The following is a 23070-nucleotide window of genomic DNA, read 5'->3' as shown; positions in this document are numbered from 1 at the left end:
AAGCGACACTGTCGCTTATTGGTTGATTGTCGTTAAATGCCTAGTCAGATTGGTATATAAAGTTCTAACGAATCGATTCAAAGTTCGTCACTCGGCCTGATTCGCGGTACAGTTGTAGGCAGACTAATTCTATTTTTAGCGTTTCGATGAGGGGCAATGACCGAGAAGATTAAGCTCGCCAACAAGGTTGAAGCAATCAACTGGAACCGCATCCAGGATGATAAAGACGTAGAGGTTTGGAACCGTCTCGTCAATAACTTCTGGCTACCGGAAAAGATTCCACTGTCCAACGACATCCAGTCGTGGGGAACTCTGACCGAAGCCGAGAAGCTGCTCACCATGCGCGTCTTCACCGGCTTGACCCTGCTCGATACCCTGCAGGGCACCGTCGGCGCGGTCTCGCTGATCCCGGATGCGCTGACGCCTCACGAAGAAGCCGTGTACACCAATATCGCCTTCATGGAATCGGTGCATGCAAAGAGCTACTCTTCGATCTTCTCTACCTTGGCTTCCACCAAGGAAATCGATGAAGCTTTCCGTTGGTCCACGGAGAACGTGAACCTGCAGAAGAAGGCTCAGATCATTGAGAGCTACTACCACGGTGAAGACCCACTCAAGCGCAAGATTGCTTCAACTTTGCTCGAGTCCTTCTTGTTCTACTCGGGTTTCTACTTGCCGATGCACTGGTCCTCGCACGCGAAGCTGACCAACACCGCAGACCTGATCCGCTTGATCATCCGCGATGAGGCCGTTCACGGCTACTACATCGGCTACAAGTTCCAGAAGGGTCTGGAAGGTGCAAGCGAAGAGCGCAAGCAGGAGCTGAAGGACTACACCTTCGAACTCATGTATGAGCTGTACGAAAACGAAGTTCAGTACACCCACGATCTCTATGATCCGGTAGGCCTGTCCGAGGACGTCAAGAAGTTCTTGCACTACAACGCCAACAAGGCCCTGATGAACCTAGGCTACGAGGCAATGTTCCCGGCAACCGTCACCGACGTATCGCCAGCGATCCTTGCGGCGCTGAGCCCGAACGCCGATGAGAACCACGATTTCTTCTCCGGCTCCGGTTCCTCCTACGTGATCGGCAAGGCAGTGAACACCGAAGACGAGGACTGGGACTTCTAAGCGCTTAGTCTCTTCCCGGCGATGGCCCCGTTTCTCAACGGGGCCATTGCCATACCCGAAGAAATACCCCGCCGACCAGCTGCATATCGTGGATACTTGGACAGTAACGGATTCACTGATGAACGAACGCGGGGGTGAATGTGCAGATCGAATCAGCATCCAATGATCTGGGCACATTAGACGAGCAGCAAGTGCAAAGGGTTCGACGCAAATCGATTTCGGTACTTGCAGCTGGACAAATCCTTGGTGGGCTAGGCGGCGGCGCCACCTTGACCCTGGGGTCCTTGTTGATCGTCAGCATCTCGGGTCTGGACTCGCTGGCAGGCATGGCCGCCACGATGAATACGCTGGGCGCGGCGCTCATGGCAATTCCGCTGGCGTTGATGGCGCAGAAGCATGGGCGACGGATATCCCTCTCGAGCGGTGCAGTACTGGCGGCAAGCGGCATTGTGGTCATTATTGCCGCCGCATTCCTCGACTTCTGGCCGCTTTTGATGCTGGGCATGCTGATTCTTGGCACAGGCGCCGCAATGAACCTGCAATCGCGATTCGCTGCCACGGATCTTTCCACGAAGGCCACCCGCGGACGCGATCTTTCGGTAGTCGTCTGGTCGACGACCATCGGTGCGGTCATCGGTCCGAATCTCTTTGAGCCTGGCGAGGTTATCGCCCAGTACATCAACCTTCCGCCCTATACCGGCGGATTCCTGATCGCCATGTGTGCACAGCTAGCCGGTGCACTGGTCTATTGGATCGGGCTCCGGCCCGATCCGCTGCGAATAGCGCAGCGTCAGGCTTTGGGTCGGCCGGATTCCGGGCAGGCCCGCCGCCGTGGATGGCATATATTGCGTACGTCCGTAGCCGCGCGCCGGGCGGTGCTCACCGTGGCCCTGTCGCATATGTATATGGTGTCGATGATGTCGATGACCCCGATTCATATGCAGCACCATGGCGCAACGCTCACCTTAATCGGTTTCACCATATCCATGCACGTGGCTGGCATGTACGCCCTGTCGCCGGTCTTCGGGTGGCTGACCGACAAATGCGGTTCACGGGTGATCATTCTGGCAGGGCAGGCGCTACTGATCTCCGCCAGTGTCCTGGTTTGGACCAACTCCGCAGATCATGTGGTTACCACCATAGCCTTGCTTTGTTTGGGCTTGGGCTGGTCCGCCGCAACGGTAGCGGGATCAACCATGATTTCCGGTGCAGTGGGAATCAACGAACGCCCGCAGCTGCAAGGAACTTCAGATCTTTGCATGAGCTTGGCTGGGGTGATGGGCGGGCTCTGCGCCGGACCGATTCTAGCCGCTATCGGTTTCCAAGGACTGGCTCTAGTCCTCCTAGCCCTGGCGATGATCATGATCACCTTAAATATCAAAAGGTCCACGTCGGAGACTATCCACGAATAGAAATTAGTGCGAAGGTGAAATTCACGGACATTCGCTGAAGGGATAGCTCGCATGGTACCTAGAACTCGATGCGTCATCGTTGGCGGTGGCCCTGCCGGCATGGTGGCCGGACTCCTCTTGGCGCGTAGCGGAGTCCCCGTGACGGTATTTGAGAAACATGGGGATTTTCTTCGTGACTTCCGTGGCGACACCATCCACCCATCCACGATGTTGCTGCTCGAGGAACTTGGATTGATGGAAGAGTTTGAAAAGATCGGCTACAGCAAGGTGTCCCAAGCGCAATTTCCGGCACGAGACGGTGCCCGCGCCACGGTTCTCGACCTATCCAAGCTCAACCATCCCTATCCGTTTATCGCGATGGCTCCACAGTGGGACTTCCTGGATCTATTGGCTCGCGCCGGTGAATCCGAAGCGAATTTTGACCTGCGCATGAATTGCGACGTGACCGACGTGCTCACCGTGGGGGAACGCATTGTGGGCGTACGTTATTCGGGGCCCGACGGAATCGGCGAAATGCACGCGCTGTTGACCATCGCGGCCGACGGCAGATGGTCGAAGATCCGTGATGCTGCGGGGCTCGCTATTAAAGAGTTCGCCGTGCCAATTGATGTCTGGTGGTTCAAGATCCCCGGAGCATTGAATCTAAAGAATGTTTTGTCCCCGGCCTTCACCGCGGACAGATCTTTCGTGCTAATTCCACGGCCCGGGTACGTTCAGACAGCGATGCTCTTGCCGAAGGGGAAAGACGCAGAGCTGCGTGCTCAGGGTACCGAACCGTGGCACCGGGCGATTATCGAAGCCGCTCCCGAACTTGAAGAAGGGGTCCCGGCGCTGAGACTTCAGGACGCTAAATTACTGGACGTGAAACTCAACCGCGCGATACGGTGGTGGCGCCGCGGGCTGTTGTGCATCGGGGATTCGGCACATGCGATGAGTCCGGTTGGGGGAGTGGGCGTGAACCTGGCGGTTCAGGATGCAGTCGCGGCGGCTCGAATACTTGCCGAGCCGCTCAAAGCCGGAACGATTTCGGATCGGGATGTGGCCGCTGTCCAGAGTCGGCGCATCCTCCCGACCGTCGTGGTCCAGAGCACTCAGCGGCTGATGCACCTAGGATTGCGGCGGTTGATGAAAACAAGCAATGACGTGCTCTTGCCGGCATCTATTGCGAGAATCTTGCGTACCTTTCCCAAGATCACTTCGATTCCAGCCCGGCTTTTGGGGGTAGGAATCCTGCGCGAACGCCCGCCGGAAGCTGCAAAGCGAAATTTAGCGGAACGCTAGGACCCCTAGAAACACCAATGGTGCAGTACCATCCGATACGGACGGTACTGCACCAAAAGTTTGGCTTTTGCTAAAGCTTAGCGAGCCTGGATGTTGGTTGCCTGTGGGCCCTTTGGACCGGCTTCCAGGGTGTACTCAACGTTCTGGCCCTCTTCGAGGCTACGGAAACCGAAGCTCTGGATTGCGGAGTAGTGTGCGAACACATCTGCCGATCCATCAGAAGGAGCGATGAAGCCGAAGCCCTTTTCAGCGTTGAACCATTTTACGGTGCCAGTAGCCATGTTTTTATTTCCTTATTTATTCATTGGCCACTACGTGACCTTGTTGCCGAGTCGAAATCCGAAACGGAAAATTAGTGGTTACCTCGAGCAGTACTATGTTGGGCGATTTCCATGCCGTCGGTATCAGCGATCGAATGCTGATTTTGCCGATACCGGCCAAAACGGAGGTCGCTACGCACGCTAAATGTCCTTGCGGTCCATAGACATGACTGTGGAATAATGGCCAGAGTCAGTGGAGTAGAATTTGGAAGCCGCATCGTGGAAACGCTGAGAAGCGCCTGGACGAGCTGTAAGCGGTGAAGAAGAGAAGATGAAAATTCGTTTCGATAGGAGTTCGCTAATTCCGAAGAATCGTTGAACCGATTTGCTGCACAGACGATTTGCTTGTCTTGCTACAAATCTAAACTGCTAACATTCGCTGGCGGATGACTCACACCTGCAAACGTCGAGGTAACAAATTAAGCGTACCATCATTTTCCGGGCTTGTCCTACAGCCGGCCTCTCATCGCGAGCCAGGCTGTAGGGCAAGGGCGCTCAGAGCTCCATATCGGAGTACCAGTGATCGAATGGGTTGGCGGGTTCGTCTTCGTCATCCAGGTCGTCGACTCCGTCAAAGGATCGGCGAATCGAATCGTCGCGGACGCCCCCTTGGAATGCCAAAGATTCCCCGGGATAATCGGAGTTTTCGCCTAGCCGGACAAATAATGGACCAGTTGGCAGGACTCCCTGCTCGTACATTTCGTGGTGCATATGGTTGGTCATTTGCCGCCACGCTCCAGAGCCAAATGCCCGGAAATCGTGTCCGGTGAAAGAAATTTGGAAATCCGGCAAATTAGTTTTCACGGCTCCGGGTGCAATCGAGATTTCCTCGCTTGCCTCGATGCCCGCGTGCATTCTAAATAGCGTCCCCTCCTCAGGGTCGTCCATCGTCTCGATCCAATACCAGATCTGGTCCTTGGCTTCTTCGGCTTTGGTTTCTGGCAAGAGCTTCTCGGCCAGCGCCTTTGTTGCCTGCCTGAGTTTGCCGACGCTTCTGGATGCGAGCGGTACCGAAACGCTGAGCAAGGCCGAGCGGGGACCATGCGTAAAGCCGGAGTCCTCAACGTGGGGTGGCATTGGACGTAGGCATCCGCTGAGCATTGGCGGTGGCACCCTGTCGCAAACGATGGTGTGCATCGCCGAATACATCTCGGCAAAATCTGAAAGCTCATCTTCTATGCCCAACGTCGCAGCAAGCGCACCGTAGGTTTGCAGATCCTTGGTGATCCTGTCTCGCAGTGAGTCTTTCCTGTTTTCGAGGATCGCTTCGTACGAGTCATCATCGACTTCGCCGCTAATGATCCGTTTGATAGCGGCCAAAGGGAGTCCAAGATGCTGATGTTGGCGAATCTGCATCATGGTTTCAAACTGAACCGAGCTGTACTTTCGGTACCCAGTGAACTGATCGACCCGAGCCGGATTGAGCAGGCCGAGCTTCTCATAGTGGTGAAGCGTCTTCACCGTCACGTTCATTAACGCGGCAAATTCTCCGATGCTGTACTCCATGTGGACATCGTATTCTCTGCCCTTAGGGGAGGGTTCAAGCCGAGAGTCACTTTTTTGCTAATTTTTTCTTGGCCGATTCCATAACTAGATCAGCATTGATGGCGGCACCTGCCATAGTTCCGGCGGCGGTCGCCAAACCAATCATTGCCCCTAAGTTCGAGGCGTTGCCGGCTGCGTAGACTCCAGGTACGCTCGTGGCTCCCATCTCGTTGACCGAGATGAACTCTCCCATGGGGTTTTGGCTCAGGTGCCCGCCTAGCTGGAGGAACAATGACGCGTTCGCTTTCATCTGGCTTGCCACCACTACGGCCTGAGCGTCCAGGGTGCTTCCGTTGTCCAAAGCCAAGGACTGCACCTGCCCTTCATCGCTGACGGCTATGTCGGTGACCTGCGCGTCGACGATTTCTATTTCCACTGCGGCGAGCAGTGCGCGGTTTTCTGATGTCAGCGATTGCGGGGCGTGATTAACGTAGGTGACAGTGCCGCTGAGCTGGCCAAAGAGCAGGGCCTGATGTGTGCTCATTTCACTGACACCTAAAATGGCGATCCGCTGATCGCGCACCTCCCACCCGTGGCAGTACGGGCAATGCAGGGCCGAGGTTCCCCAGGCTTTTCGCAGTCCTGGGATCTCGGGCAAGGTATCGGTTAGTCCGGTAGCCAGGAGAATTCGTGCGGCCTGCCATTGCGAGGACTCGGTGGAAACTGCGAATCCTTCTTCGAACGAACCGCCCAGCGACTGAATGCGGGTGGAGGCAAACTCGACTCCGTAGTCCCTTGCCTCTTTGCGGCCTAGCTCCAATAGCTCATGGGGGCTGATGCCTTCATGGCCAAGCACATTGTGTGCGTGCGCTGAGACGGCGTTGCGTGGATTGCCTTCATCGACCACAAGGACTTTGCGCCGGGAACGGGCCAGCGCGATGGCTCCGGCTAGTCCTGCGTTGCCGCCTCCGATGATGATGGCGTCGTATTTTTCCATGGTGCTCTCCTTCGCGGGGTTTTTGATTCGCTATCCAACCTATCGATACATTGCATTGATCGTGTATGTTTTTGCGTATGACGCAAGAACTGGATTTAGACTCGGTCATCCGACAGCGCATTCGTGCCCTTCGCCAAGGTAAGGGGTGGTCCCTGGAGGCCCTTGCGAACCGGGCCGAACTCAGCGTTTCGACGCTGAGCCGGATCGAAACCGGCAACCGGAGGATCGCCCTGGACCAGCTGGTGCCGATCGCCAAGTCCCTGGGCACCACTTTGGACGAGCTGGTGGCTCCCGCCGATGGAAAAGGCGTGATCATCGGCCCCGAGCCGATCTCTGTACCGGGAATGACGATGTGGAAATTATCGGACGACGACGCAGTCAACGGGGTGGTAGTCACGAAGATCCGCTACGACCCGCAGCAGCAGGTGATCCCAACGGAGGACAGGGTCCACCCGGGCAAGGAATGGTTCACCGTGCTCTCCGGCGAAGTGCAGCTCAGGCTCGGCGAACGAGTCTTCCACGTGAAAGCCGGGCAGGCGGCACAATTCGACACCATGACACCGCACTCGATTCGTGCCCTCGGCGGTATCGCCGAGGTGCTGAGCATGATGGACAGCGCCGGCACCCGCGCGCACCATCACGACGGGCAATCGGTCTAAGCCGCATCGCGGACCAAGTTTGGTTAGGCTGTGATCAAGAACCATTTAGCTTGCAGATCGGGAGATCGATTCATGACACACCAGCTCGAAGAAGAACTGGACAAGATCCTTGCCAACGGCGACTTCTACTTTGAAGAGCTGGGAGAAGGGCGCTATCGGTCTTCCTGGCATACCCAGGGAGCGTGGAATCCTCACGAACAGCATATGGCCCCAGCCTCGGGGATCTTGACGCATGCCTTGGAGAACTTCCAGCCTCGCGACGACATGCGCATCGCCCGGTTGAGCTTCGAAATTCACGGGCTGATCCACGCCGGTGAATTCGAGGTCACCACGCGGATGATTCGCCCGGGCCGAACCATCGAACTGATCGAAGCCGAAATGACGGCCAAGGGGCGCACCAGCATCGTCGCCAGAGCCTGGCGAGTGATTACCGCAGACTCAACCGCGGTTGCGGGAACTGAAGATGCCGAAGTGCCGGGTCCCGAGGACAGCGAGCCGCAGAATATTTCCGCGCAGTGGCCCGGCGGGTACATTCGCTCCATCGAATTCCGCGCCGCTCCCGGCCGCCGCCCGGGTAAGGGCATCGCCTGGTTGCGGACTCCTTATGCGCTGCTAGATGGTGTGCCGGCTTCGCGATTGGCAAGTTTGATCGGTTTGGTGGATACCGCGAATGGCGTGGCGCCCCGCGTCGAGCCTGGCGATGGCAGCTGGATGTTCCCGAACCTGGATCTGCAGATCCACATGTACCGTGCGCCCGAAGGAGAATGGCTCGGCCTCGAGGTGCAGCAGAGCTACGGCACCGACGGCATTGGCCTGACCTCCACCGTGCTCCACGATGTCAATGGACCCTTTGGCCGCGCCGAACAGATACTGACCGTGCGCCAGCTCTAAGCGTGAGTAGCCGCTAATTCGGCCAATAGCTTCTTCAGCTGCGCCTTGGGCATGATGGTGAAGCCCTTGGCACGGTAGGTTTCGCGATCTGCGCCGTGGGCGCGGAACAGCGCATAGCCGCGCTTGACCAAAAACAGCACCGGTTTGCGGCGCTCGGACACGTCGCGGATGAAGCGTCGAATCGTGGTCAGCAGCGCCGGTTCGTCCACGTAGTAGGCCTGAACATTGATTCCCTTGGCGCGCAATGGTTCCAGCACCTCGGAGAGGAAAATTCCTTCGGCGATAATCGGCCCGCCGGTTCCATGCACTTCACGATGCCCGCTGTAGCTGGAGGTAGCAATCGAATAATTCGGCACCTGCGTGCAGCCTTGGCGCAGCAGCTCATCGACCGCGTTCAGGGCCGCGTGCTGATTCCATGTACGTGGATGGTCCCAATCGATTTCGCCGTATCCGGTGCGCGGAAAAGATTCTGGGTGCCCATCTTCGCTGATCTGCCGGTAGAACTCGTCCAGCGGAAGGTGCGGATTGCCGAAACGGTTGGCAAGGTATGACTTGCCAGAACCGGATGGACCGCCGAGCAGGATCACGGGGGTGGAAGAATTAGGCACCAGATTATTATCACGCAGAATCTCGCGGAACCCGAATTCTGAGCCTCTCATCACAGCCCCCGAAGGATCTTTTCAGCCTTGGTGAACCGGTGTACGAAGCGGACTGAATTAGACTCTGAATATGACCCTTTGGAATCCCGAATCGAGCGCGCCGCTGTCCTACCAGTTTGAGGAAGCCAGCGGGGATCCCGAAGCTGACTTGGAGCGCGGGGTTCAGCTGCTACGCGAGGTGCAGGGCGGTACGCGCGGCCCGCTGCTGCGTTTCTATCGGCCGGATCCAACGCTGGCCTTTGGCCAACGCGATGTCCGCCTGCCCGGGTTTCAGCGTGCGGCCGAGGCGGCTGAGGCACGCGGCTTTGCCCCCTTGGTGCGCAAGGCCGGGGGACGGGCGGCGGCATATCATCGCGGCACGTTGATCGTGGATCATATCGAACCGCATGCCGAAGCGATTATCGGGCAGCAGCAACGCTTTAAGGTTTTTGCCGACCTCTACGCCCGAGCCTTTCGCCGGCTCAAGATTGACGCGCATGTGGGGTCGATCCCGGGTGAATACTGCCCCGGGGACTACTCGGTCCACGGACTGCCCACAGCTGGGTCACGCAGCGAGGTCCCGGTAAAACTTATCGGTACCGCGCAACGGGTGATCTCCGGGGCCTGGCTGTTCAGCAGCGTCTTTGTCATCGAGGATTCCGCCCCGCTGCGTGCGGTGCTCGACACCGTGTACCGGGCGATGGAAATCCCCATGGAGCCCTCCACTGTGGGTGCCGGCGACGATCTGGTCTCCTCGGTCACCGTCGAGAGCTTTATCGAGGCATTACTCGCCGTCTACCGGGAGCACACCGAACTGCTGGAGGCCTAGACTCCTCTCAGCTGGTGCAACAAGTGAAGCCCGGCGCTTTCCCAGGAGGGAAAAGCGCCGGGCTTCGAATGTTTAGTGCGGTCTACCGCAGGGCCTTAGGCGCCGACGCGCTCGACGACTTCTTCGATGCGCGGATTGGTAGCCGCAGTGCCATCGGGGAAGATCAGGGTCGGCACGGTCTGGTTGCCGCCGTTGAAGGACTCCACGATCTCGGCGGTACCTTCAACGTCTTCGATATTCACCTCCGTGTACGCCACGCCCTTCTGATCCATCAGCCGCTTGAGGTTGCGGCAGTAGCCGCACCAGCTGGTGGTGAACATGGTGACCCCGCCCGCAGCAGGAACATACTTCTCAAGATTTAATTCGTTGCTCATACTTCATGCAACCACGTGAGCTATCGATTTGTTCCACATTGCACCCGCGGGCCAGAAGAATTTTGCGATGCGCTATTTCTCCGCACCCAAGCTCCGGGCGCGGACTACACTGGTGCCCACCGGATAGGTTCGAAGAGAGGCGAAAATCATGTGCGGACGCTACGTCATGGCCAAGGCGATCGGCGACCTTGTTGCGGAGGCCGAAGCCGAGGCGGATGACAATCTCCAGCTGCGCCACTCATGGAACGTCGCCCCCACCACGGATGTGCCGATCGTGCTCGAGCGGCTGATCGACGATGCCCTGCACCGCCAGGTCCACGTGGCCCGGTGGGGGCTGGTGCCCGGCTGGGCCAAGGAACTCTCGGTGGGGGTGCGCGCCTTCAATGCCCGCAGCGAGACCGCGGCCAGCAAGCCGACTTTCCGAGCGGCGGTCAAAAAGCGTCGCGCAGCCGTCCCGATGCAGGGGTACTACGAGTGGAAGAAGGAAGGCAGCAAGAAGCGGCCATTCTTTGTGCACCGCGAGGATGGGAAACTGATGTTCTTCGCCGGACTCTACGAATGGTGGAAGGACGAAAACGGGGACTGGATCCTGTCCACCTCGATCCTCACCATGGATTCACCCTCCGCCGAGGAACCCGGGGTGCTCGGCGAGCTTGCCGGGCTGCATGACCGGCTGCCGATCCCGCTGGATCCGGAGCAGCTCTCCCGCTGGCTGAACCCGGGTGAAGCCGACGGCGAGGGGCTGATCGAAGAGGTCCGCGCGCAGGCCTACGACGTGGCTTCCACCTGGAGCCTGTACGAGGTCGACGCCGCGGTAGGCAATGTGCGCAATGATTCGGCAGAGCTCATCGAAGAGCACAAGTCGCTGTTCTAGCCCTGGCCCCGCCGCGCGGCACGCCGACCGAGCGACAGCCCGGCACCGGCGCCCAGCATCGCGAAGCCGAACCCCAAGGCGAACTTTCCGAAAATCGCTGCGGCGCTCGCCGAGATCTGGCCTTGGAGCTCAGCGGTGCTCAGCGGAGCGTAGGCGAACCAGCCAAAGGTTTTCACCTGCACGTTATCCCACCACAGCAGACCACCACCGGCGATCAGCAGCAGCACACCGATGCCGAGCGGGATCCAGGGTGTCATCCGGTCGAGCCAGGTGCCCCGGGAGAGCAGAAAGCCGCAGCCCGCACCGCAACCGGCGAGCCCGAGGCCAAGCAGCAGCTGTCCCAGCAGCATGGTGGCGCTGGGCCCGAAGTAAAACGTATCTTCGCGCAGCGACACATAGGACCCGGAATAGATCGTCACCCCCTGCTGGCCGTCCCACCAGAGCAGTGCGCTGCCGGCGAGCAGCAGGAGAATTCCGAGGCCGAAGGATAGCGCGGGGATCTTGCGCGGTGTCGGAGCTGTAGATTCTGGCATGGGAACCATCTTTCCACGTCCAGCCATTTACCGCTTGTCTCTGGAGTTAAAAACTGCCGGCCAGCTTGGAAGCTGGCCGGCAGTCAAGGAAGGCTGCGCGGTTTAGTGCCCGCGCGCGATCCATTCTTCAAGATTCGGAGCCTCGGCGCCGATGGTGGTGGCATCTCCGTGGCCGGTGTGCACCACGGTCTGCTCGGGCAAGACGAACAGCTTGGTGCGGATCGACTCGATAATCGTCTCGAAGCTGGAGTAGCTGCGCCCGGTAGCCCCCGGACCGCCGTGGAACAGCGTGTCGCCGCTGAACAGCACACCGAGATCTTCGGCGTAGAAGCAGGTGGAACCCGGGGAGTGGCCCGGGGTATGCAGCGCGGTCAGTGTCGTTTCACCGATGGTGAAGGTATCACCCTCCTGGATTTCGGCATCCACCTTGCGCTCGGGATAAACGTTCTCCCAGAGCATCGTATCGGCCGGGTTCAGGTACAGCGGTGCCTCGACCGCATCGGAGAATTCGACCGCGGCGCGGATGTGGTCGTCGTGTCCGTGGGTGAGCAGGACGGCCATCACCTCGCGGTCGCCAACCTGCTCGAGGATCTTCTCCACGTCATGCGCCGGGTCGATGACCATGACCTCGGAATCAGTGCCGATGATCCAGACGTTGTTATCGACCTCCCAGGTGCCGCCGTCCAGGGAGAAGGTGCCCGAGGTGACGACGTTCTCGATCTGCGCGCTCATTAAAGCTCCACCACCGAACGCAGCACGGTGCCTTCGTGCATCTTGTCGAAGGCTGCCTCGATCTCGTCCAGCTTGATGCGCTCGGTGACGAAGGCATCCAGGTCCAACCGGCCCTGCTTGTACTGCTCAACGAGCATCGGGAAGTCGCGCGAAGGCAGGCAGTCGCCGTACCAGGAGGACTTCAGCGAGCCGCCGTGGCCGAAGACGTCCAGCAGTGGCAGTTCCAGCTTCATCTCCGGGGTCGGCACCCCAACCAGCACCACGCGGCCGGCAAGGTCGCGGGCGTAGAAGGCCTGCTTGTAGGTCTCCGGGCGGCCCACCGCGTCGATGACCACGTCGGCGCCGAAGCCGCCGGTCAGTTCCTTGATCGCTTCGATCGGATCGACCTTCGAGGAATCGACGGTGTGGGTGGCGCCGAGCTGCGTGGCGGTCTCCAGCTTCGTCGGGTTCAGGTCCACGGCGATGATGGTGGTCGCTCCGGCCAGCTTGGCGCCGGCGATCGCTGCCACGCCCACGCCGCCGCAGCCGATAACCGCTACGGACTCCCCGCGCTTGACCTCACCGGTGTTCATGGCCGCACCGATGCCGGCCATCACGCCGCAGCCGAGCAGGCCCACGGCGGCGGCGTCTGCGTCCTCGTCCACCTTGGTGCACTGCCCGGCGGCGACCAGGGTCTTCTGGGCGAAGGATCCGATGCCCAACGCCGGGGAGAGCTCGGTGCCGTCCTCCAAAGTCATCTTCTGGGTGGCATTCGCGGTATTGAAGCAGTACTGCGCCTGCCCCTTGGCGCAGGCGCGGCACTGGCCGCAGACCGCACGCCAGTTCAGGATTACCCGGTCGCCCACGGCCACATTGGTGACGTTCTCACCGATCTGGCTGACTACCGCGGTGGACTCGTGGCCCAGCAGGTACGGGTAGTCGTTGCCGATGCCGCCGAGCTTGTAGTGCAGATCGGTGTGGCAGACACCGGCGGTCAGTACATCGACAATGACCTCTCCGGGTCCCGGGTCCGGAACGATGATATCGACGACCTCTACCGGGGCGTCTTTGGCGCGGGAAATAACGGCTTTGACCTTATGCGGCATGGATTTGCTCCTGAGTTTAATTGTTCGTGTGTCTTGATGCTATCGGTGTGCTCCAAGCTAATCGAGTATTCGGGACACAGTGACGTAAGAAGTTTCGCGCGCGGCGTAGTCGGGGCACCGACCGCGCTGCGCTCGGCTATGGCGATGCGGCGGATCAGGCCGTAATGAGGAGCAGCAGTGATCCGGCCGCGGAGCCTGCTGCACGCAGCACATTAACCCGGTGCCAGCGGGGCCAATAGCGCGCCCACGGTAGCGTTGCGCGTTGCAGGGCCCGGTTCAAGGGAACGCTGAGGAAGATGGTGAGCAGGGCTCCGGACAGCACCAGTGCCGAGCCCAGTGCAGGGACCAGGAGGCCCTGCACTAAGGCGTATGCGGTGTAGCCGAGACTGCCGAAGAGGCTAAGGAAAAATAAGCTGAGAAAAGCGGGACGTTCGGCGTGCTGGTTCAGCGAGATCATGAAGTCGCCGGCTGCCGAATCCTGGACCGAGGCCAAGGCCGGGAGGACCGTCAGCGCGAAGGCGGCATAAAAACCTGCAACAATCCCGGCGCTGCTAATAGTTGTTATGAGCAATGTGGCCGCTAGCCATTCGGGGATCATGCCACCGTCCCTGACCGGGGTGTGAGAGCTGGGAGGGGAGCCGTTTTCCTATGCGTGGTATTCATTCAAGCGCACGGATCGCAGATGCAGAATGTTTGAAACTCGACAAAACATGCGTCATCGTCCAATCTGAGGGAGTGACCGCTCAACATGCCTTTCCGGCGGGGCCGCGTGCCCGTGATGGCTTCATCCTGCGCATGAGCATGGCAGGGGACTGGGAAGTCGAAGTCCAAGATCGCTGCGCGTTGACAATCCTGGCGGTGCGTAGCGGATCTTGCGCGGTGCAGCGAGGCGAAACAACGATCCAAGCCGAACCGGGAAACCTAGTGGTCATTCACGGGACGGCGCCCTATCGGGTGTTTGCTGACAGCGCACGGCCGCGTGCCGCCGCCGTTGAAACATACCTAATTGGACCAGGCCAGCAATGCCTCGGCCCTGCGGCGCGGCCGGTCACTGAGACGCTGCGCCACGGCGTCCGTTCGTGGGGTAACGCCCGCGACGGGGCGGACCAATTGCTGGTCTGCACCTTCACCACAACCAGTGCGATTACCGACCTGATCTGCGAGGGGCGAGCGCTATGCCTGATAGAGGATGCAGCGCTCTGGAATTGGGTTGAGCTGCTGCACCTTGAAGCCGAGCGGCAAGGGCCTGTGCAGTCGCTGGTCTTGGATCGGCTTTTGGATATCCTCGCGCTCCAAGTGCTGCAGCAAATGCCGGGGGCCGGCATGGTCCCGGGTGCAAAACCGGGGATTTCAGCCGCGGTGGGGGCAATGTGGTCCGATCCGGCGGAGCCCTGGAGTGTGGCACTGCTCGCCGGGATCGCTGCCATGTCCCGTTCGGCCTTTTCCGCGGCGTTTCATGAAGCCATGGGAATGCCACCGGTTGGATACCTCACCCGGTTGCGTTTGGCGCTGGCCTGGGATGCCCTGCAGAACACCAATTCTCCATTGGGGCAGATAGCCCGTGAGGTCGGGTATTCCTCCTCTTTTGCCCTGAGCGCTGCCATTCGTCGGGTCTATTCGGCAAGTCCCTCTGAAATTCGGATGCTCCGTAGGAACGGTTGAACCCTCCGCCGGCTCAACCGTTCCTCACGCTGCGCAACGTCAAGGTACGCCACTTGGCGGCGTGAACCACGGGCCAACGAACGTGGAGTTCCTTCCCGGTCGGACGGGTCTCACTTTAGGTAATAGGCCAGCGGCCGTAAAAGTTTTCGGGCCGGTAGCCAACTTCGTCTCAGAGCTTTCCTTGCCCTGGACTTGCGTGCTTCAGGGCGCGGACCCGCGTAGCACCAGAGCCCTAGACGTGGACGGGGCTTTGATACTTCCCCGACGCTAAAGTGTCCGTCGAGCTGACTAGCGTAGCTGTTGTTCGAACACGTATTCGAATAAGATTGAGTTAGTAGGGTTGAAGGAGTTGCACGTGGGCATTTTTACCGAGTCGATCCAGGTTTCCTGCGCCCCAAGCGGGGTGCCTTTGCGGGTTTCCTGGCAGGGTTGCGAGTATCGGCTGGTCGCCGAGCCGCAACGGTGGTTCGAACGCCGCAAATGGTGGGACGAAAACCTGCGCATACCCCGCGGAATTGGCGCTGGACTAGCGGATTACGAGATCTGGCGGCTGGAGATCACCCAAGCTGCGGGCCGCGGCCCCACGCGGAGCATTGACGTCAGTTTTGATCCGCAATCCACGCGCTGGCGGCTGATCCGGGTGAATCAGGAGTTGCCGATCAGCGCCTGACCGGGCATAAATGCACATCTTTCGAAACTTTGTTCTAATGGTATTCCTACGCTGTTTCGAAGGATCCGCCCATGAGCTTCACCCACCTGAACGTCACCTCCTCCTATAGCGCGCACTATGGCGTCTCCAGCCCGCCCCAGCTGGCGGCCGCCGCCCGCGCGCAGGGAGCCGAGGCGCTGGCGCTCACCGACCGAGACGGGCTCTTCGGCGCGGTCAAGCATGTCGGAGCCTGCCTCGCCGAGGGGCTGCGCCCGATCCTCGGAGTGAACCTCGCGGTACTTGACAGCCAGGGAAAACCCGACGGACGCATTATCCTGCTCGCCCGCGGAAACACCCAAGGACGCGGATACGCCGCACTGTGCCGCGCGGTCTCCGCGGCGCACCAGAACCCGCGCGGAATCATCGGGCTGAGCCAAGCCGACCTGGCGCAGCGGCTGGCCGGCGGGCAACTGATGCTGCTGCTCGGTGCCGAATCCGACGTGTCGCGGGCCATCGAGCGCGGCAAGTACTCTCAGGCCCGAGCGCTGATGGCCCACTGGAAGAAGCTGGCCGGCGGGCAGCTGCGCGCAGAAATCACCACCCACCTCTCCGCACCCGGCAAGCGCTACAGCCTGGGCTTCGCCAGCAAGCTGCTGCGCTTCGCCGCGGAGCTTGGCATCGCCCCGGTGCTCAGCAACGCGGTGCGCTATGCCGACGCCGACGGGGCGGTCACCGCCGACATCCTCGACTCGGCCCGGGTGCTGGGCAGGCTCAGCGCGCTGGAAGAGCTGCAGCCCACCGGGCAGGGATGGCTGAAAACCCCGGCCCAGATGCATCAGCTAGCCCAAGACCTCTCCCGGGTGACCGAACGTGCCTGGGCCTATAGGCTCCTGCGCAATACCGAGCAGCTCGCTAACTGGGCGGCGCTGGATGCGCATACGGATCTTGGCTGGAAGCGGCCGGTGATCCCCGAAGCGACAATCATCGGCTTGCACCGTCCGGCCCAGCAGGAACTGACCGAACGAGTCTTCGCCGCCGCGCCGCGTCTGCTGCCGAACACCAAGCGCAGCGAGATCGAAAAGCAGCTGGGCCTGGAGCTGGGGGTGATCGAAAGGCTGGACTTCGCCGGCTACTTCCTCACCGTCGCCGAAACCGTCAACCTGATCACCGGCATGGGCGTGCGGGTGGCTGCCCGCGGCTCCGGCGCCTCCTCCCTGGTCAACTACCTGCTGGGAATCAGCCAGGTCAACCCGCTGCAGCACGACCTGGTCTTCGAACGCTTCCTCTCCGATACCCGCACCACCTTGCCGGATATCGACATCGACGTGGAATCCGCGCGCCGCCACGAGATCTATCACAAGATCTTCGACACCTATGGGGAGGAGCGCGTGAGCCTGATGAGCATGCAGAACGCCTACCGGGCACGCGGCGCCGTACGCGACGCCGGAGCCGCCCTCGGCCTGGAGCAGGAACAGGTCGACGAGATCGCCAAGCAGCTCTGGCGCTTCTCCGCCTCCTCCTTCCGCGAGGCGCTGGAGGAAAAGCCGGAACTCGCCCCCTTGGCCAAGCGCATCACCTCCGACGGGCAACTGGACATCCTCATCGACGCGACCGAACGCCTGGACCGGCTGCCGCGGCATATCTCCATGCACCCCTGCGGGGTGATCCTCTCCGACGCGAGCCTGCTGGACCGCACCCCGGTCCAGCCCTCCGGGATGGGGCTGCCCATGAGCCAGTACGACAAGCACGATATGGACCTGATGGGGCTGATCAAGCTCGACGTGCTCGGAGTGCGCATGCAATCGGCGATCGCCTACACGCTGGAGGAGATCAAGCGCCTGCATCCCTCGAAGCAGGCGGTCGCCCGCGCCGGGGGACACCGGCAGCCGGAGTACATCGAAGCGGACGGGCAGATCGACTTCGCCCGCGTTCCGCTCGATGACCCGATCACCTACGAGCTGATCCGCTCCACCCACACCCTGGGCTGCTTCCAAATCGAATCCCCGGGCCAACGCGAACTGATCGGCAAGCTCGCCCCCACCGAATTCAACGACCTCATCATCGACATCTCGCTCTTCCGCCCCGGACCCATGCAATCGAATATGGTCAAGCCCTACCTGGAGCACCGCCACGGTTTCGCTCCCGAGCAGTTCCTGCACCCGGATCTGAAGCCCGCGCTCGCCGAAACCCATGGGGTCACCGTCTTCCACGAACAGGTGCTGCGCATGCTCCATGTGATGACCGGCTGCACCCTGGGGATGGCAGACGTCTACCGCCGGCATCTGGGCAACCCGGCCCAGGAACCCGCGGTCGAAAAATTCTTCCGCACCAGCGCTGCGCAAAAGGGCTACGCGCCGGAGATCATCGACAAGGTCTGGAAGGTGCTCGCAGGCTTCGGCTCCTTCGGCTTCTGCAAGGCCCACGGGGCGGCCTTCGCCGTACCCACCTACCATTCGGCCTGGCTGAAGGCGCACCACCCCGAGGCGTTCCTCGCCGGCATCTGGGAGCACGACCCGGGCATGTACCCCAAACGCCTGCTGGTCTCCGAGGCACGCCGGATGAACATTCCCATCCTCCCGCTGGACGTCAACCGCTCCACCGGCCATTACCGAGTCGAACGCGTCTTCGAACATGCCGTGCACGGCACCCCGATCGTCCCGCGCGCCGCCGGAACCATCCGCCCCGGCCAATACGGCATCCGCCTGGCCTTCCGCGACATCCACCAGCTGAGCGAACGCGAGGTCACCCGGCTGGTCGCCGGGCAACCCTATGACAGCCTCGCGGACGTCCGCCAACGCGCCGGCCTGTCCCGGCGCAGCTACCAGAACCTCGCGGCGCTCGGCGTCTTCGATTCGCTCCTTGCCGACACCAGCAGGGCGGACACCATCGCCCACACCCAGTCCATGGCGCACGCCAGCATCCCGGTCAAATACCGGCCCGGCCCCGGACAGCTCGCCCTGCCGCTGGGCGCCATTGAGCACATCAAGGCCACCGGCAAGCAGCTGAGCACCGAAGAGGTAGTGCGCACCGAACTGGACCTGCTGCACCTGGACGTGAGCGAACACCTGATCACCTCCTACCGCACACGCCTGGCCCACCTGCCCATCACCCAGGCGGTGGAACTGCTGCACCTGCGCAACGGCGCCGAAGTGCTGGTCGCCGGGGTGCGCATCGCCACGCAGACCCCGCCGATGCGCGGAGGCAAGCGGGTGGTGTTCATATCCGTGGATGACGGGACCGGCTGCGTGGACGCCACCTTCTTCGATGACACCCAGCAGCGCACCGGCCCGCTGCTCTTCTCCACGCGCATGCTGCTGATCCACGGCATCACCCGGCGCACCGGCCCGCGTGGCATCTCCCTGCAGGCGCTGAACGCCTGGGACCTGCACGCCCCGGACACGCTGCCGGGCGCCGGGTACCTTGACTCGGCGGCCCGCCCGCAACCCAGCTACCGGCCCAAACTCGGCCAAGGCGCCACCGGAGGGCAGAGCGTAGGCGAACTGGCCAAGCGCATGAACGCCGAGGGGCTGGACCAGCGCGGGGCTTAGGATCATTGCATGAGCACCAGTCCAGACAACCGGCCGCGGCGCCTGCGAACGGAAATTCCCAAACCGCTGGATCCGGCCCTGGTGGCAAGCCTGAGCGCGGCGGACCTCGGGCTGCGCCGCGGAGCCGTTGCCCTGGCTGCGCCGTCGCCGCGCTGGACCGAGGTCTTCGCCGGTGTGGCGAACGTCTTGAACGCGACCCGACCCGCAGGTATCGGGGCCATCGAGCATATCGGCTCGACCGCCGTTCCCGGGCTCGCCGCCAAGCCGATCCTCGACCTCGCCATCGGGTTCGAGGCGGAGGCAGATCTGGACCGCATTCATCCGTGGTTGCTGAGCCTGGGCTTTCTCTGCCTCGGTGAAAAGGACGCCTGCCGCCCGGATTTGATGTATGGATTCGAAATCGAACCGGGAATCCGGCTGGTCAACGCCCACGTCATCGAGCACGGGGCGGCGGAGTGGAGTAGCTACCTGGCCTTTCGGAACTACCTGCGAACGCACGCAACCGAACGCGAAGCCTATGGCGCGCTCAAGCGGCGCGTGGCGTTGCAGAACCCCGGGGACCGCATCGGCTACCTCGCCGGCAAAGCGGAGTTCATCCATGCGCGGCGCTCGCACTGAAGAAGACTGGCCACCAAGCAAGCCGCAGCCGCTATACCGACGTCACATGCCCGTCTGCACCAATGACGAACGACGGATTATGCACAAAATCCCAGCGGAACCCGTCCGGATCGGCTACGCAGGCACTCATCCCGCCCCACGGCTGCACCGTCGGCTCGGACACCGAGCTGGCCCCGGCATCCAGCGCTCGCCGGTAGTGATGTTCGACCTCGGTATCGGAGCGCACATTGTGGCCCAGGGACACCGGGGGAGCCTTCTCGCCGTGGCCGATGTTGCCGTATTCGCTGGGCATCTGCGAGACATCCCACAGCGCGAGCATCAGTCCGTGTCCGGCGCGGACGAACGCGATCTCCGGGTGGGCCGGCTGGACCAGCTCGAACCCCAGTCCCTCGGTATAGAACCTTGTTGAAGCACCGACATCGCGCACGCCGAGGGTGATTGCGCTGATGGTCGGTGGGGCCGACTTGTTCATGGCTCAAGCCTAGGACTCGCGTCCGGCTTTCGGAAGAGTTGGGAACCTCTCCACCAAGCCCTTGTGGCTTCGATGCCCATGTCCGTGCGTGACTTCAGAGTTGCGATAGTGCATCGCGAATCGGCCTTCACACTATAGGAGCCTGAGTCGCAAAGTCACCACTTGGAGAACGGCATGAACCGTGGCTTATTGGTGCTGTGGATAAACGAGTTCATTGCGCTATTTTGGTCGTACGATACGCGTATGGACGAATTTGCCAGCTCCCTGCCAAATTGGGCCAAGCTCCTAGTAGTCATAGCTCCAGCGGCCACACTAGTGATCGCAGCGCTCGTGGCAGTAGCTGCCTTCGGGACCTTGTGGCTACGGCTACGCGTCGATCACTCGGACCAATGGTGGAAACGGGTCGAGTATGCAGTGAACCTTGCAAATAAACGGGATGCCCCGCTGGCCGGGGAAGCCCATGCGCTACTTCAGTTGCAAGTGGCACCAGAATCTCCCGGGGTGGCAGGTGGGCCAGGGGAGGTGATTGTTCATTGGGTCAAAGCCCGAGGGTTCTGGAAGGTTCCGTCCAAGGAGAAGAAATATGTTCGACGGTTGATGGAAAGATTCCTGGACCTCGAAATGGAGATCCACATCGAGGATTCGCCCGATGAAAATACAGGCCCGCCGAGTACAATCAGTTCAACTGACAGTATGAATTTTGTGGAAGGGGACGAGACCAGATGAAGGTACCGGCCAACGACGCACGACGATTTCGGGTCAGGGGCTCAAGAAGCGAACGTGCCGAGGCAATGGCTGAGAATGAGGCATCGCTGGTTCCCGTCGGCGAGGGCCTCTATGTCCTCAAAAATGCACAGGGCAAGGTATTGAGTCGTCCGCTTCCGGAAAACCGCTTCCATATCCTCGCTGATCGCGCACGCGATATTGCAACTCTGAATGAATCCCTGGGCGATGGAAACAATGAGCGAACCGCTGCCTTACTCAACTACAAAGTGGTGTCTTCCGGCAAAGCCAGTTAGCAGCGGAGGCTCCAGCGGCACAAGCCGCGACGGATCGCATATCGCTTCGGCTAAGTGCCAGCTCTTCGCTGTCTACCGAGGGCGCCTGCTGGAAAGCGAATGAGTTAATAAGCCCATGCTTTCCTGAATCCGCTAGCCCGAGAACTATGCTGTGGTGCATTTGAATATTGTTCGCGCCGAGAAGACGGCTATTGACCACCGGCGCACCTCGCCCATATGCGGGTTTGAACACCGTTGCCTCCTCCTGGGATCCCAGAGCGTGCTGGCGCGGGACCGCTTTACATCGCCGTACCCGAATTTTCCCGGCTCTCAACGGAACGGCCGGGCGGCGTGGGATAAATTGCGCGAGCTTCTCTACAGGTAATTCCACTGCTCGGTCGGCGGCAGCGGGCGATGGGTGGTGTGCGGCTGCTGGCCGTAGGGATCGGGGAAACGTCCATGGTGTGTGCGGGCCAGTGCTTTGCCGCCACGCGATGCACCGGTGCGGTGGGACCCGTCGCCGGCGTTGGCGTCCGCCGGCGCCTCGGCGCTGCGCTCCTGCTTATCCGGGGTGGTTGCCAGTTGGACTTCATTCCACTGCCCGGTGCCGGGGATGCCGCGAATCAGCGGGGAGCACCACGCGCCCAGTGCGGCGAGCATCACCAGCGAGCCGAAGAAGATCAGCGTGGGTCCCATGCCCAGCCACTGGATGCCGATACCGGCGCACAATGGCGCCAGCGGCAGGGCCGAGAGTGCCATGAAGGTCACCAGCGCGCTGGCCCGTCCGGCCATCTCTGCCGGGATCACCGCCATGAAGTACCCTCCGGATCCGGCATTCAGCGCCGGCACGCTGAGGAAGGACAGCGCCAGCATCGCTCCCATCCACCACAGGCTGGAGCCGAACCCCAGGAGCAGGCTGCCCAGCCCCAGCGTTGTGAGGCAGAAGCAGGTCAAGGGGCCGGTGCGGAAACGGTCGATCAGCCCGGTGGCTAGCAGCGAGCCGAGCAGCATGCCCACGCCCATGCACGTGGCGACCAGCCCAATCACCCACGGAGCCTCGCCGCGCTGCTGCAAGCCATAAATCAGCGTGGTGGCAACGCCGTTGGTGCCCAGGTTGACCACGACGATCAATAAGAGCAGGGTCCGCAGCTGGGGCCGGGCGAAGCACCAGCGCATCCCCGGCAGCACTCCGCCGGCGATGCGCTCGGCGGGCTGCTTCGAGGCACCGGGCCTGCTGCGGGCGCTGCGCAGCGGGGCGGCGAGCATCCGCCCGGCCACCGCCGAGATGAGCTGCAGGACGCTGACCAGAAGCAAGGTGAGGCCCGCGCCGAAGCTCAGGAGCATCCCGGCCAGCGGCGCCGAGGCCAGGGCCAGCGTCGCATCGCGGCCCTGGTTTGCCGCCATTGCGCGGCCTAATTGCCCGGGGTGCACCGCATCCTTCAACGCGGCGTTGCTGGCGCTCGAGAAGTATCCCGAGCGCAGCTCCATCAGCACATGAGCCACGCAGAGGAGCGATGCTCCGAGAGTTCCGGTCCAGGCCGCCACCGCTAACGCCCCGGAGAGCGCCGCGCCGGTCAATCCGCCGAGCACGATCATCCGCGTCCGCTCGGCCCGGTCCGCCATCGCTCCGCCGGCCATGGTCAGGCTCGTGCGGGCGAGCAGCCCCAGCGCCGCCAATGCGCCGGCTTGGGCGGGGGAGCCGGTGGCCGCGAGCAGCAGCAGGGGGAGGGCGAATTGGTAGATGCCGCCGGCCAGCAGGGCCGAGGTGTCCGCGGCCCACCAGCGCCGGTAGGCAGGTTGGGAGGAAAGCCGGGGAAGCCGAGTGGCCTCGGGTGCAACGGCGGGTAGATCCGGAGCTGGGGTGAGCGTCATGAATCAACCA

Annotated in this window: 24 protein-coding genes; 13 read left to right on the top strand and 11 right to left on the bottom strand. The window is 61.4% G+C overall.

Annotated features, from left to right (window positions below; translation table 11 throughout):
- Positions 1 to 156: 156 nt before the first annotated feature.
- From nrdF to ACT3UA_RS05435, 3 genes are all read left to right on the top strand, one after another.
- On the top strand, positions 157 to 1131 hold the full coding sequence (gene nrdF / locus ACT3UA_RS05445) for a class 1b ribonucleoside-diphosphate reductase subunit beta (protein WP_096284905.1): 975 nt from the start codon (positions 157 to 159) through the stop codon (positions 1129 to 1131).
- A 140-nt stretch (positions 1132 to 1271) separates the two neighbouring features.
- The gene (locus ACT3UA_RS05440) at positions 1272 to 2543 is read left to right on the top strand and encodes an MFS transporter (protein ID WP_096285291.1); all 1272 of its coding nucleotides are present in this window, start codon (positions 1272 to 1274) and stop codon (positions 2541 to 2543) included.
- A gap of 51 nt (positions 2544 to 2594) precedes the next feature.
- Complete coding sequence (locus ACT3UA_RS05435) at positions 2595 to 3824, top strand: FAD-dependent oxidoreductase (RefSeq protein ID WP_096284903.1); 1230 nt, start codon at positions 2595 to 2597, stop codon at positions 3822 to 3824.
- Positions 3825 to 3901: 77 nt separating this feature from the next.
- Here ACT3UA_RS05435 and ACT3UA_RS05430 read toward each other — a convergent pair whose 3' ends face one another.
- The 3 genes from ACT3UA_RS05430 to ACT3UA_RS05420 all read right to left on the bottom strand — a co-directional run bounded on the left by ACT3UA_RS05430 (position 3902) and on the right by ACT3UA_RS05420 (position 6626).
- Positions 3902 to 4105, bottom strand: a complete 204-nt coding sequence (locus ACT3UA_RS05430) for a cold-shock protein (protein ID WP_096254701.1) — start codon at positions 4103 to 4105, stop codon at positions 3902 to 3904.
- A 534-nt stretch (positions 4106 to 4639) separates the two neighbouring features.
- Entirely contained in the window at positions 4640 to 5650 is a 1011-nt protein-coding gene (locus tag ACT3UA_RS05425; RefSeq protein ID WP_096284901.1) for a MerR family transcriptional regulator, read from the bottom strand.
- A 46-nt stretch (positions 5651 to 5696) separates the two neighbouring features.
- On the bottom strand, positions 5697 to 6626 hold the full coding sequence (locus ACT3UA_RS05420) for an NAD(P)/FAD-dependent oxidoreductase (RefSeq protein WP_096284899.1): 930 nt from the start codon (positions 6624 to 6626) through the stop codon (positions 5697 to 5699).
- A gap of 77 nt (positions 6627 to 6703) precedes the next feature.
- On the opposite strand from ACT3UA_RS05420, the gene ACT3UA_RS05415 reads away from it, so the two are divergent.
- Positions 6704 to 7285 carry a helix-turn-helix domain-containing protein gene (locus ACT3UA_RS05415; protein WP_096285289.1) on the top strand — a complete coding sequence of 194 codons (582 nt, stop codon included), beginning with the start codon at positions 6704 to 6706 and terminating at the stop codon, positions 7283 to 7285.
- Positions 7286 to 7357: 72 nt separating this feature from the next.
- Positions 7358 to 8176, top strand: coding sequence for a thioesterase family protein (locus ACT3UA_RS05410; protein WP_096284897.1), 819 nt, complete (start codon positions 7358 to 7360; stop codon positions 8174 to 8176).
- On the opposite strand, the gene ACT3UA_RS05405 is transcribed toward ACT3UA_RS05410, so the two are convergent.
- Positions 8173 to 8784 carry a uridine kinase family protein gene (locus ACT3UA_RS05405; RefSeq protein WP_255248385.1) on the bottom strand — a complete coding sequence of 204 codons (612 nt, stop codon included), beginning with the start codon at positions 8782 to 8784 and terminating at the stop codon, positions 8173 to 8175. The two genes, ACT3UA_RS05410 and ACT3UA_RS05405, sit on opposite strands and share 4 nt — an antisense overlap.
- Positions 8785 to 8905: 121 nt before the next feature.
- Between ACT3UA_RS05405 and ACT3UA_RS05400 the strand changes: the two genes are divergently transcribed.
- Positions 8906 to 9643, top strand: coding sequence for a lipoate--protein ligase family protein (locus ACT3UA_RS05400; RefSeq protein ID WP_255248384.1), 738 nt, complete (start codon positions 8906 to 8908; stop codon positions 9641 to 9643).
- Between the two features lie 95 nt (positions 9644 to 9738).
- Here ACT3UA_RS05400 and ACT3UA_RS05395 read toward each other — a convergent pair whose 3' ends face one another.
- On the bottom strand, positions 9739 to 10017 hold the full coding sequence (locus tag ACT3UA_RS05395) for a glutaredoxin domain-containing protein (protein ID WP_096284893.1): 279 nt from the start codon (positions 10015 to 10017) through the stop codon (positions 9739 to 9741).
- A gap of 148 nt (positions 10018 to 10165) precedes the next feature.
- On the opposite strand from ACT3UA_RS05395, the gene ACT3UA_RS05390 reads away from it, so the two are divergent.
- Entirely contained in the window at positions 10166 to 10891 is a 726-nt protein-coding gene (locus ACT3UA_RS05390; protein ID WP_096284891.1) for an SOS response-associated peptidase, read from the top strand.
- Here the strand turns inward: ACT3UA_RS05390 and ACT3UA_RS05385 are convergent.
- The 4 genes from ACT3UA_RS05385 to ACT3UA_RS05370 form a co-directional block, all read right to left on the bottom strand.
- On the bottom strand, positions 10888 to 11424 hold the full coding sequence (locus ACT3UA_RS05385; RefSeq protein WP_444615665.1) for a hypothetical protein: 537 nt from the start codon (positions 11422 to 11424) through the stop codon (positions 10888 to 10890). The two genes, ACT3UA_RS05390 and ACT3UA_RS05385, sit on opposite strands and share 4 nt — an antisense overlap.
- Before the next feature lie 102 nt (positions 11425 to 11526).
- Positions 11527 to 12156, bottom strand: coding sequence for an MBL fold metallo-hydrolase (locus ACT3UA_RS05380; RefSeq protein WP_096284886.1), 630 nt, complete (start codon positions 12154 to 12156; stop codon positions 11527 to 11529).
- Positions 12156 to 13241: an S-(hydroxymethyl)mycothiol dehydrogenase gene (locus tag ACT3UA_RS05375; RefSeq protein ID WP_096284884.1), complete on the bottom strand. Its 1086-nt coding sequence runs from the start codon at positions 13239 to 13241 to the stop codon at positions 12156 to 12158. The genes ACT3UA_RS05380 and ACT3UA_RS05375 overlap by 1 nt, the downstream gene beginning before the upstream one ends.
- Positions 13242 to 13395: 154 nt before the next feature.
- Positions 13396 to 13839, bottom strand: coding sequence for a DUF1772 domain-containing protein (locus ACT3UA_RS05370; protein ID WP_096284882.1), 444 nt, complete (start codon positions 13837 to 13839; stop codon positions 13396 to 13398).
- Positions 13840 to 13976: 137 nt separating this feature from the next.
- Between ACT3UA_RS05370 and ACT3UA_RS05365 the strand changes: the two genes are divergently transcribed.
- From ACT3UA_RS05365 to ACT3UA_RS05350, 4 genes are all read left to right on the top strand, one after another.
- Positions 13977 to 14903 carry a helix-turn-helix transcriptional regulator gene (locus ACT3UA_RS05365; RefSeq protein WP_176484121.1) on the top strand — a complete coding sequence of 309 codons (927 nt, stop codon included), beginning with the start codon at positions 13977 to 13979 and terminating at the stop codon, positions 14901 to 14903.
- A 355-nt stretch (positions 14904 to 15258) separates the two neighbouring features.
- On the top strand, positions 15259 to 15573 hold the full coding sequence (locus tag ACT3UA_RS05360) for a DUF6504 family protein (RefSeq protein ID WP_096284878.1): 315 nt from the start codon (positions 15259 to 15261) through the stop codon (positions 15571 to 15573).
- Between the two features lie 71 nt (positions 15574 to 15644).
- Entirely contained in the window at positions 15645 to 19100 is a 3456-nt protein-coding gene (locus ACT3UA_RS05355; RefSeq protein ID WP_444615664.1) for a DNA polymerase III subunit alpha, read from the top strand.
- A gap of 9 nt (positions 19101 to 19109) precedes the next feature.
- Positions 19110 to 19718: a GrpB family protein gene (locus tag ACT3UA_RS05350; protein WP_444615663.1), complete on the top strand. Its 609-nt coding sequence runs from the start codon at positions 19110 to 19112 to the stop codon at positions 19716 to 19718.
- 31 nt (positions 19719 to 19749) lie between these two features.
- Here ACT3UA_RS05350 and ACT3UA_RS05345 read toward each other — a convergent pair whose 3' ends face one another.
- On the bottom strand, positions 19750 to 20190 hold the full coding sequence (locus ACT3UA_RS05345) for a VOC family protein (protein ID WP_096284872.1): 441 nt from the start codon (positions 20188 to 20190) through the stop codon (positions 19750 to 19752).
- 162 nt (positions 20191 to 20352) lie between these two features.
- Here ACT3UA_RS05345 and ACT3UA_RS05340 point away from each other — a divergent pair, with 162 nt between their 5' ends.
- Entirely contained in the window at positions 20353 to 20916 is a 564-nt protein-coding gene (locus tag ACT3UA_RS05340) for a hypothetical protein (RefSeq protein ID WP_444615662.1), read from the top strand.
- Positions 20917 to 20981: 65 nt separating this feature from the next.
- The gene (locus ACT3UA_RS05335; RefSeq protein WP_096284868.1) at positions 20982 to 21209 is read left to right on the top strand and encodes a hypothetical protein; all 228 of its coding nucleotides are present in this window, start codon (positions 20982 to 20984) and stop codon (positions 21207 to 21209) included.
- A gap of 354 nt (positions 21210 to 21563) precedes the next feature.
- Here ACT3UA_RS05335 and ACT3UA_RS05330 read toward each other — a convergent pair whose 3' ends face one another.
- Positions 21564 to 23060 (bottom strand): MFS transporter, encoded by a 1497-nt coding sequence (locus ACT3UA_RS05330; RefSeq protein WP_444615661.1) that lies wholly within the window; start codon positions 23058 to 23060, stop codon positions 21564 to 21566.
- Between the last annotated feature and the right edge of the window lie 10 nt (positions 23061 to 23070).

The organism is Glutamicibacter sp. 363, assembly GCF_052379505.1.
In the GTDB taxonomy this organism is placed as follows: Bacteria; Actinomycetota; Actinomycetes; order Actinomycetales; family Micrococcaceae; genus Glutamicibacter.
The sequence above is the reverse complement of the archived record's forward strand: the minus strand, read 5'-3'. Positions and strand labels throughout refer to the sequence as shown.

What these genes read in the sequence shown, in the direction of transcription:
- nrdF (WP_096284905.1), top strand. Translation starts at nt 157, where the DNA reads ATGACCGAGAAGATTAAGCTCGCCAACAAGGTTGAAGCAATCAACTGG.
- ACT3UA_RS05435 (WP_096284903.1), top strand. Translation starts at nt 2,595, where the DNA reads ATGGTACCTAGAACTCGATGCGTCATCGTTGGCGGTGGCCCTGCCGGC.
- ACT3UA_RS05430 (WP_096254701.1), bottom strand. Translation starts at nt 4,105, where the DNA reads ATGGCTACTGGCACCGTAAAATGGTTCAACGCTGAAAAGGGCTTCGGC.
- ACT3UA_RS05425 (WP_096284901.1), bottom strand. Translation starts at nt 5,650, where the DNA reads ATGGAGTACAGCATCGGAGAATTTGCCGCGTTAATGAACGTGACGGTG.
- ACT3UA_RS05420 (WP_096284899.1), bottom strand. Translation starts at nt 6,626, where the DNA reads ATGGAAAAATACGACGCCATCATCATCGGAGGCGGCAACGCAGGACTA.
- ACT3UA_RS05415 (WP_096285289.1), top strand. Translation starts at nt 6,704, where the DNA reads ATGACGCAAGAACTGGATTTAGACTCGGTCATCCGACAGCGCATTCGT.
- ACT3UA_RS05410 (WP_096284897.1), top strand. Translation starts at nt 7,358, where the DNA reads ATGACACACCAGCTCGAAGAAGAACTGGACAAGATCCTTGCCAACGGC.
- ACT3UA_RS05400 (WP_255248384.1), top strand. Translation starts at nt 8,906, where the DNA reads ATGACCCTTTGGAATCCCGAATCGAGCGCGCCGCTGTCCTACCAGTTT.
- ACT3UA_RS05395 (WP_096284893.1), bottom strand. Translation starts at nt 10,017, where the DNA reads ATGAGCAACGAATTAAATCTTGAGAAGTATGTTCCTGCTGCGGGCGGG.
- ACT3UA_RS05390 (WP_096284891.1), top strand. Translation starts at nt 10,166, where the DNA reads ATGTGCGGACGCTACGTCATGGCCAAGGCGATCGGCGACCTTGTTGCG.
- ACT3UA_RS05385 (WP_444615665.1), bottom strand. Translation starts at nt 11,424, where the DNA reads ATGCCAGAATCTACAGCTCCGACACCGCGCAAGATCCCCGCGCTATCC.
- ACT3UA_RS05380 (WP_096284886.1), bottom strand. Translation starts at nt 12,156, where the DNA reads ATGAGCGCGCAGATCGAGAACGTCGTCACCTCGGGCACCTTCTCCCTG.
- ACT3UA_RS05375 (WP_096284884.1), bottom strand. Translation starts at nt 13,241, where the DNA reads ATGCCGCATAAGGTCAAAGCCGTTATTTCCCGCGCCAAAGACGCCCCG.
- ACT3UA_RS05370 (WP_096284882.1), bottom strand. Translation starts at nt 13,839, where the DNA reads ATGATCCCCGAATGGCTAGCGGCCACATTGCTCATAACAACTATTAGC.
- ACT3UA_RS05355 (WP_444615664.1), top strand. Translation starts at nt 15,645, where the DNA reads ATGAGCTTCACCCACCTGAACGTCACCTCCTCCTATAGCGCGCACTAT.
- ACT3UA_RS05350 (WP_444615663.1), top strand. Translation starts at nt 19,110, where the DNA reads ATGAGCACCAGTCCAGACAACCGGCCGCGGCGCCTGCGAACGGAAATT.
- ACT3UA_RS05345 (WP_096284872.1), bottom strand. Translation starts at nt 20,190, where the DNA reads ATGAACAAGTCGGCCCCACCGACCATCAGCGCAATCACCCTCGGCGTG.
- ACT3UA_RS05335 (WP_096284868.1), top strand. Translation starts at nt 20,982, where the DNA reads ATGGCTGAGAATGAGGCATCGCTGGTTCCCGTCGGCGAGGGCCTCTAT.
- ACT3UA_RS05330 (WP_444615661.1), bottom strand. Translation starts at nt 23,060, where the DNA reads ATGACGCTCACCCCAGCTCCGGATCTACCCGCCGTTGCACCCGAGGCC.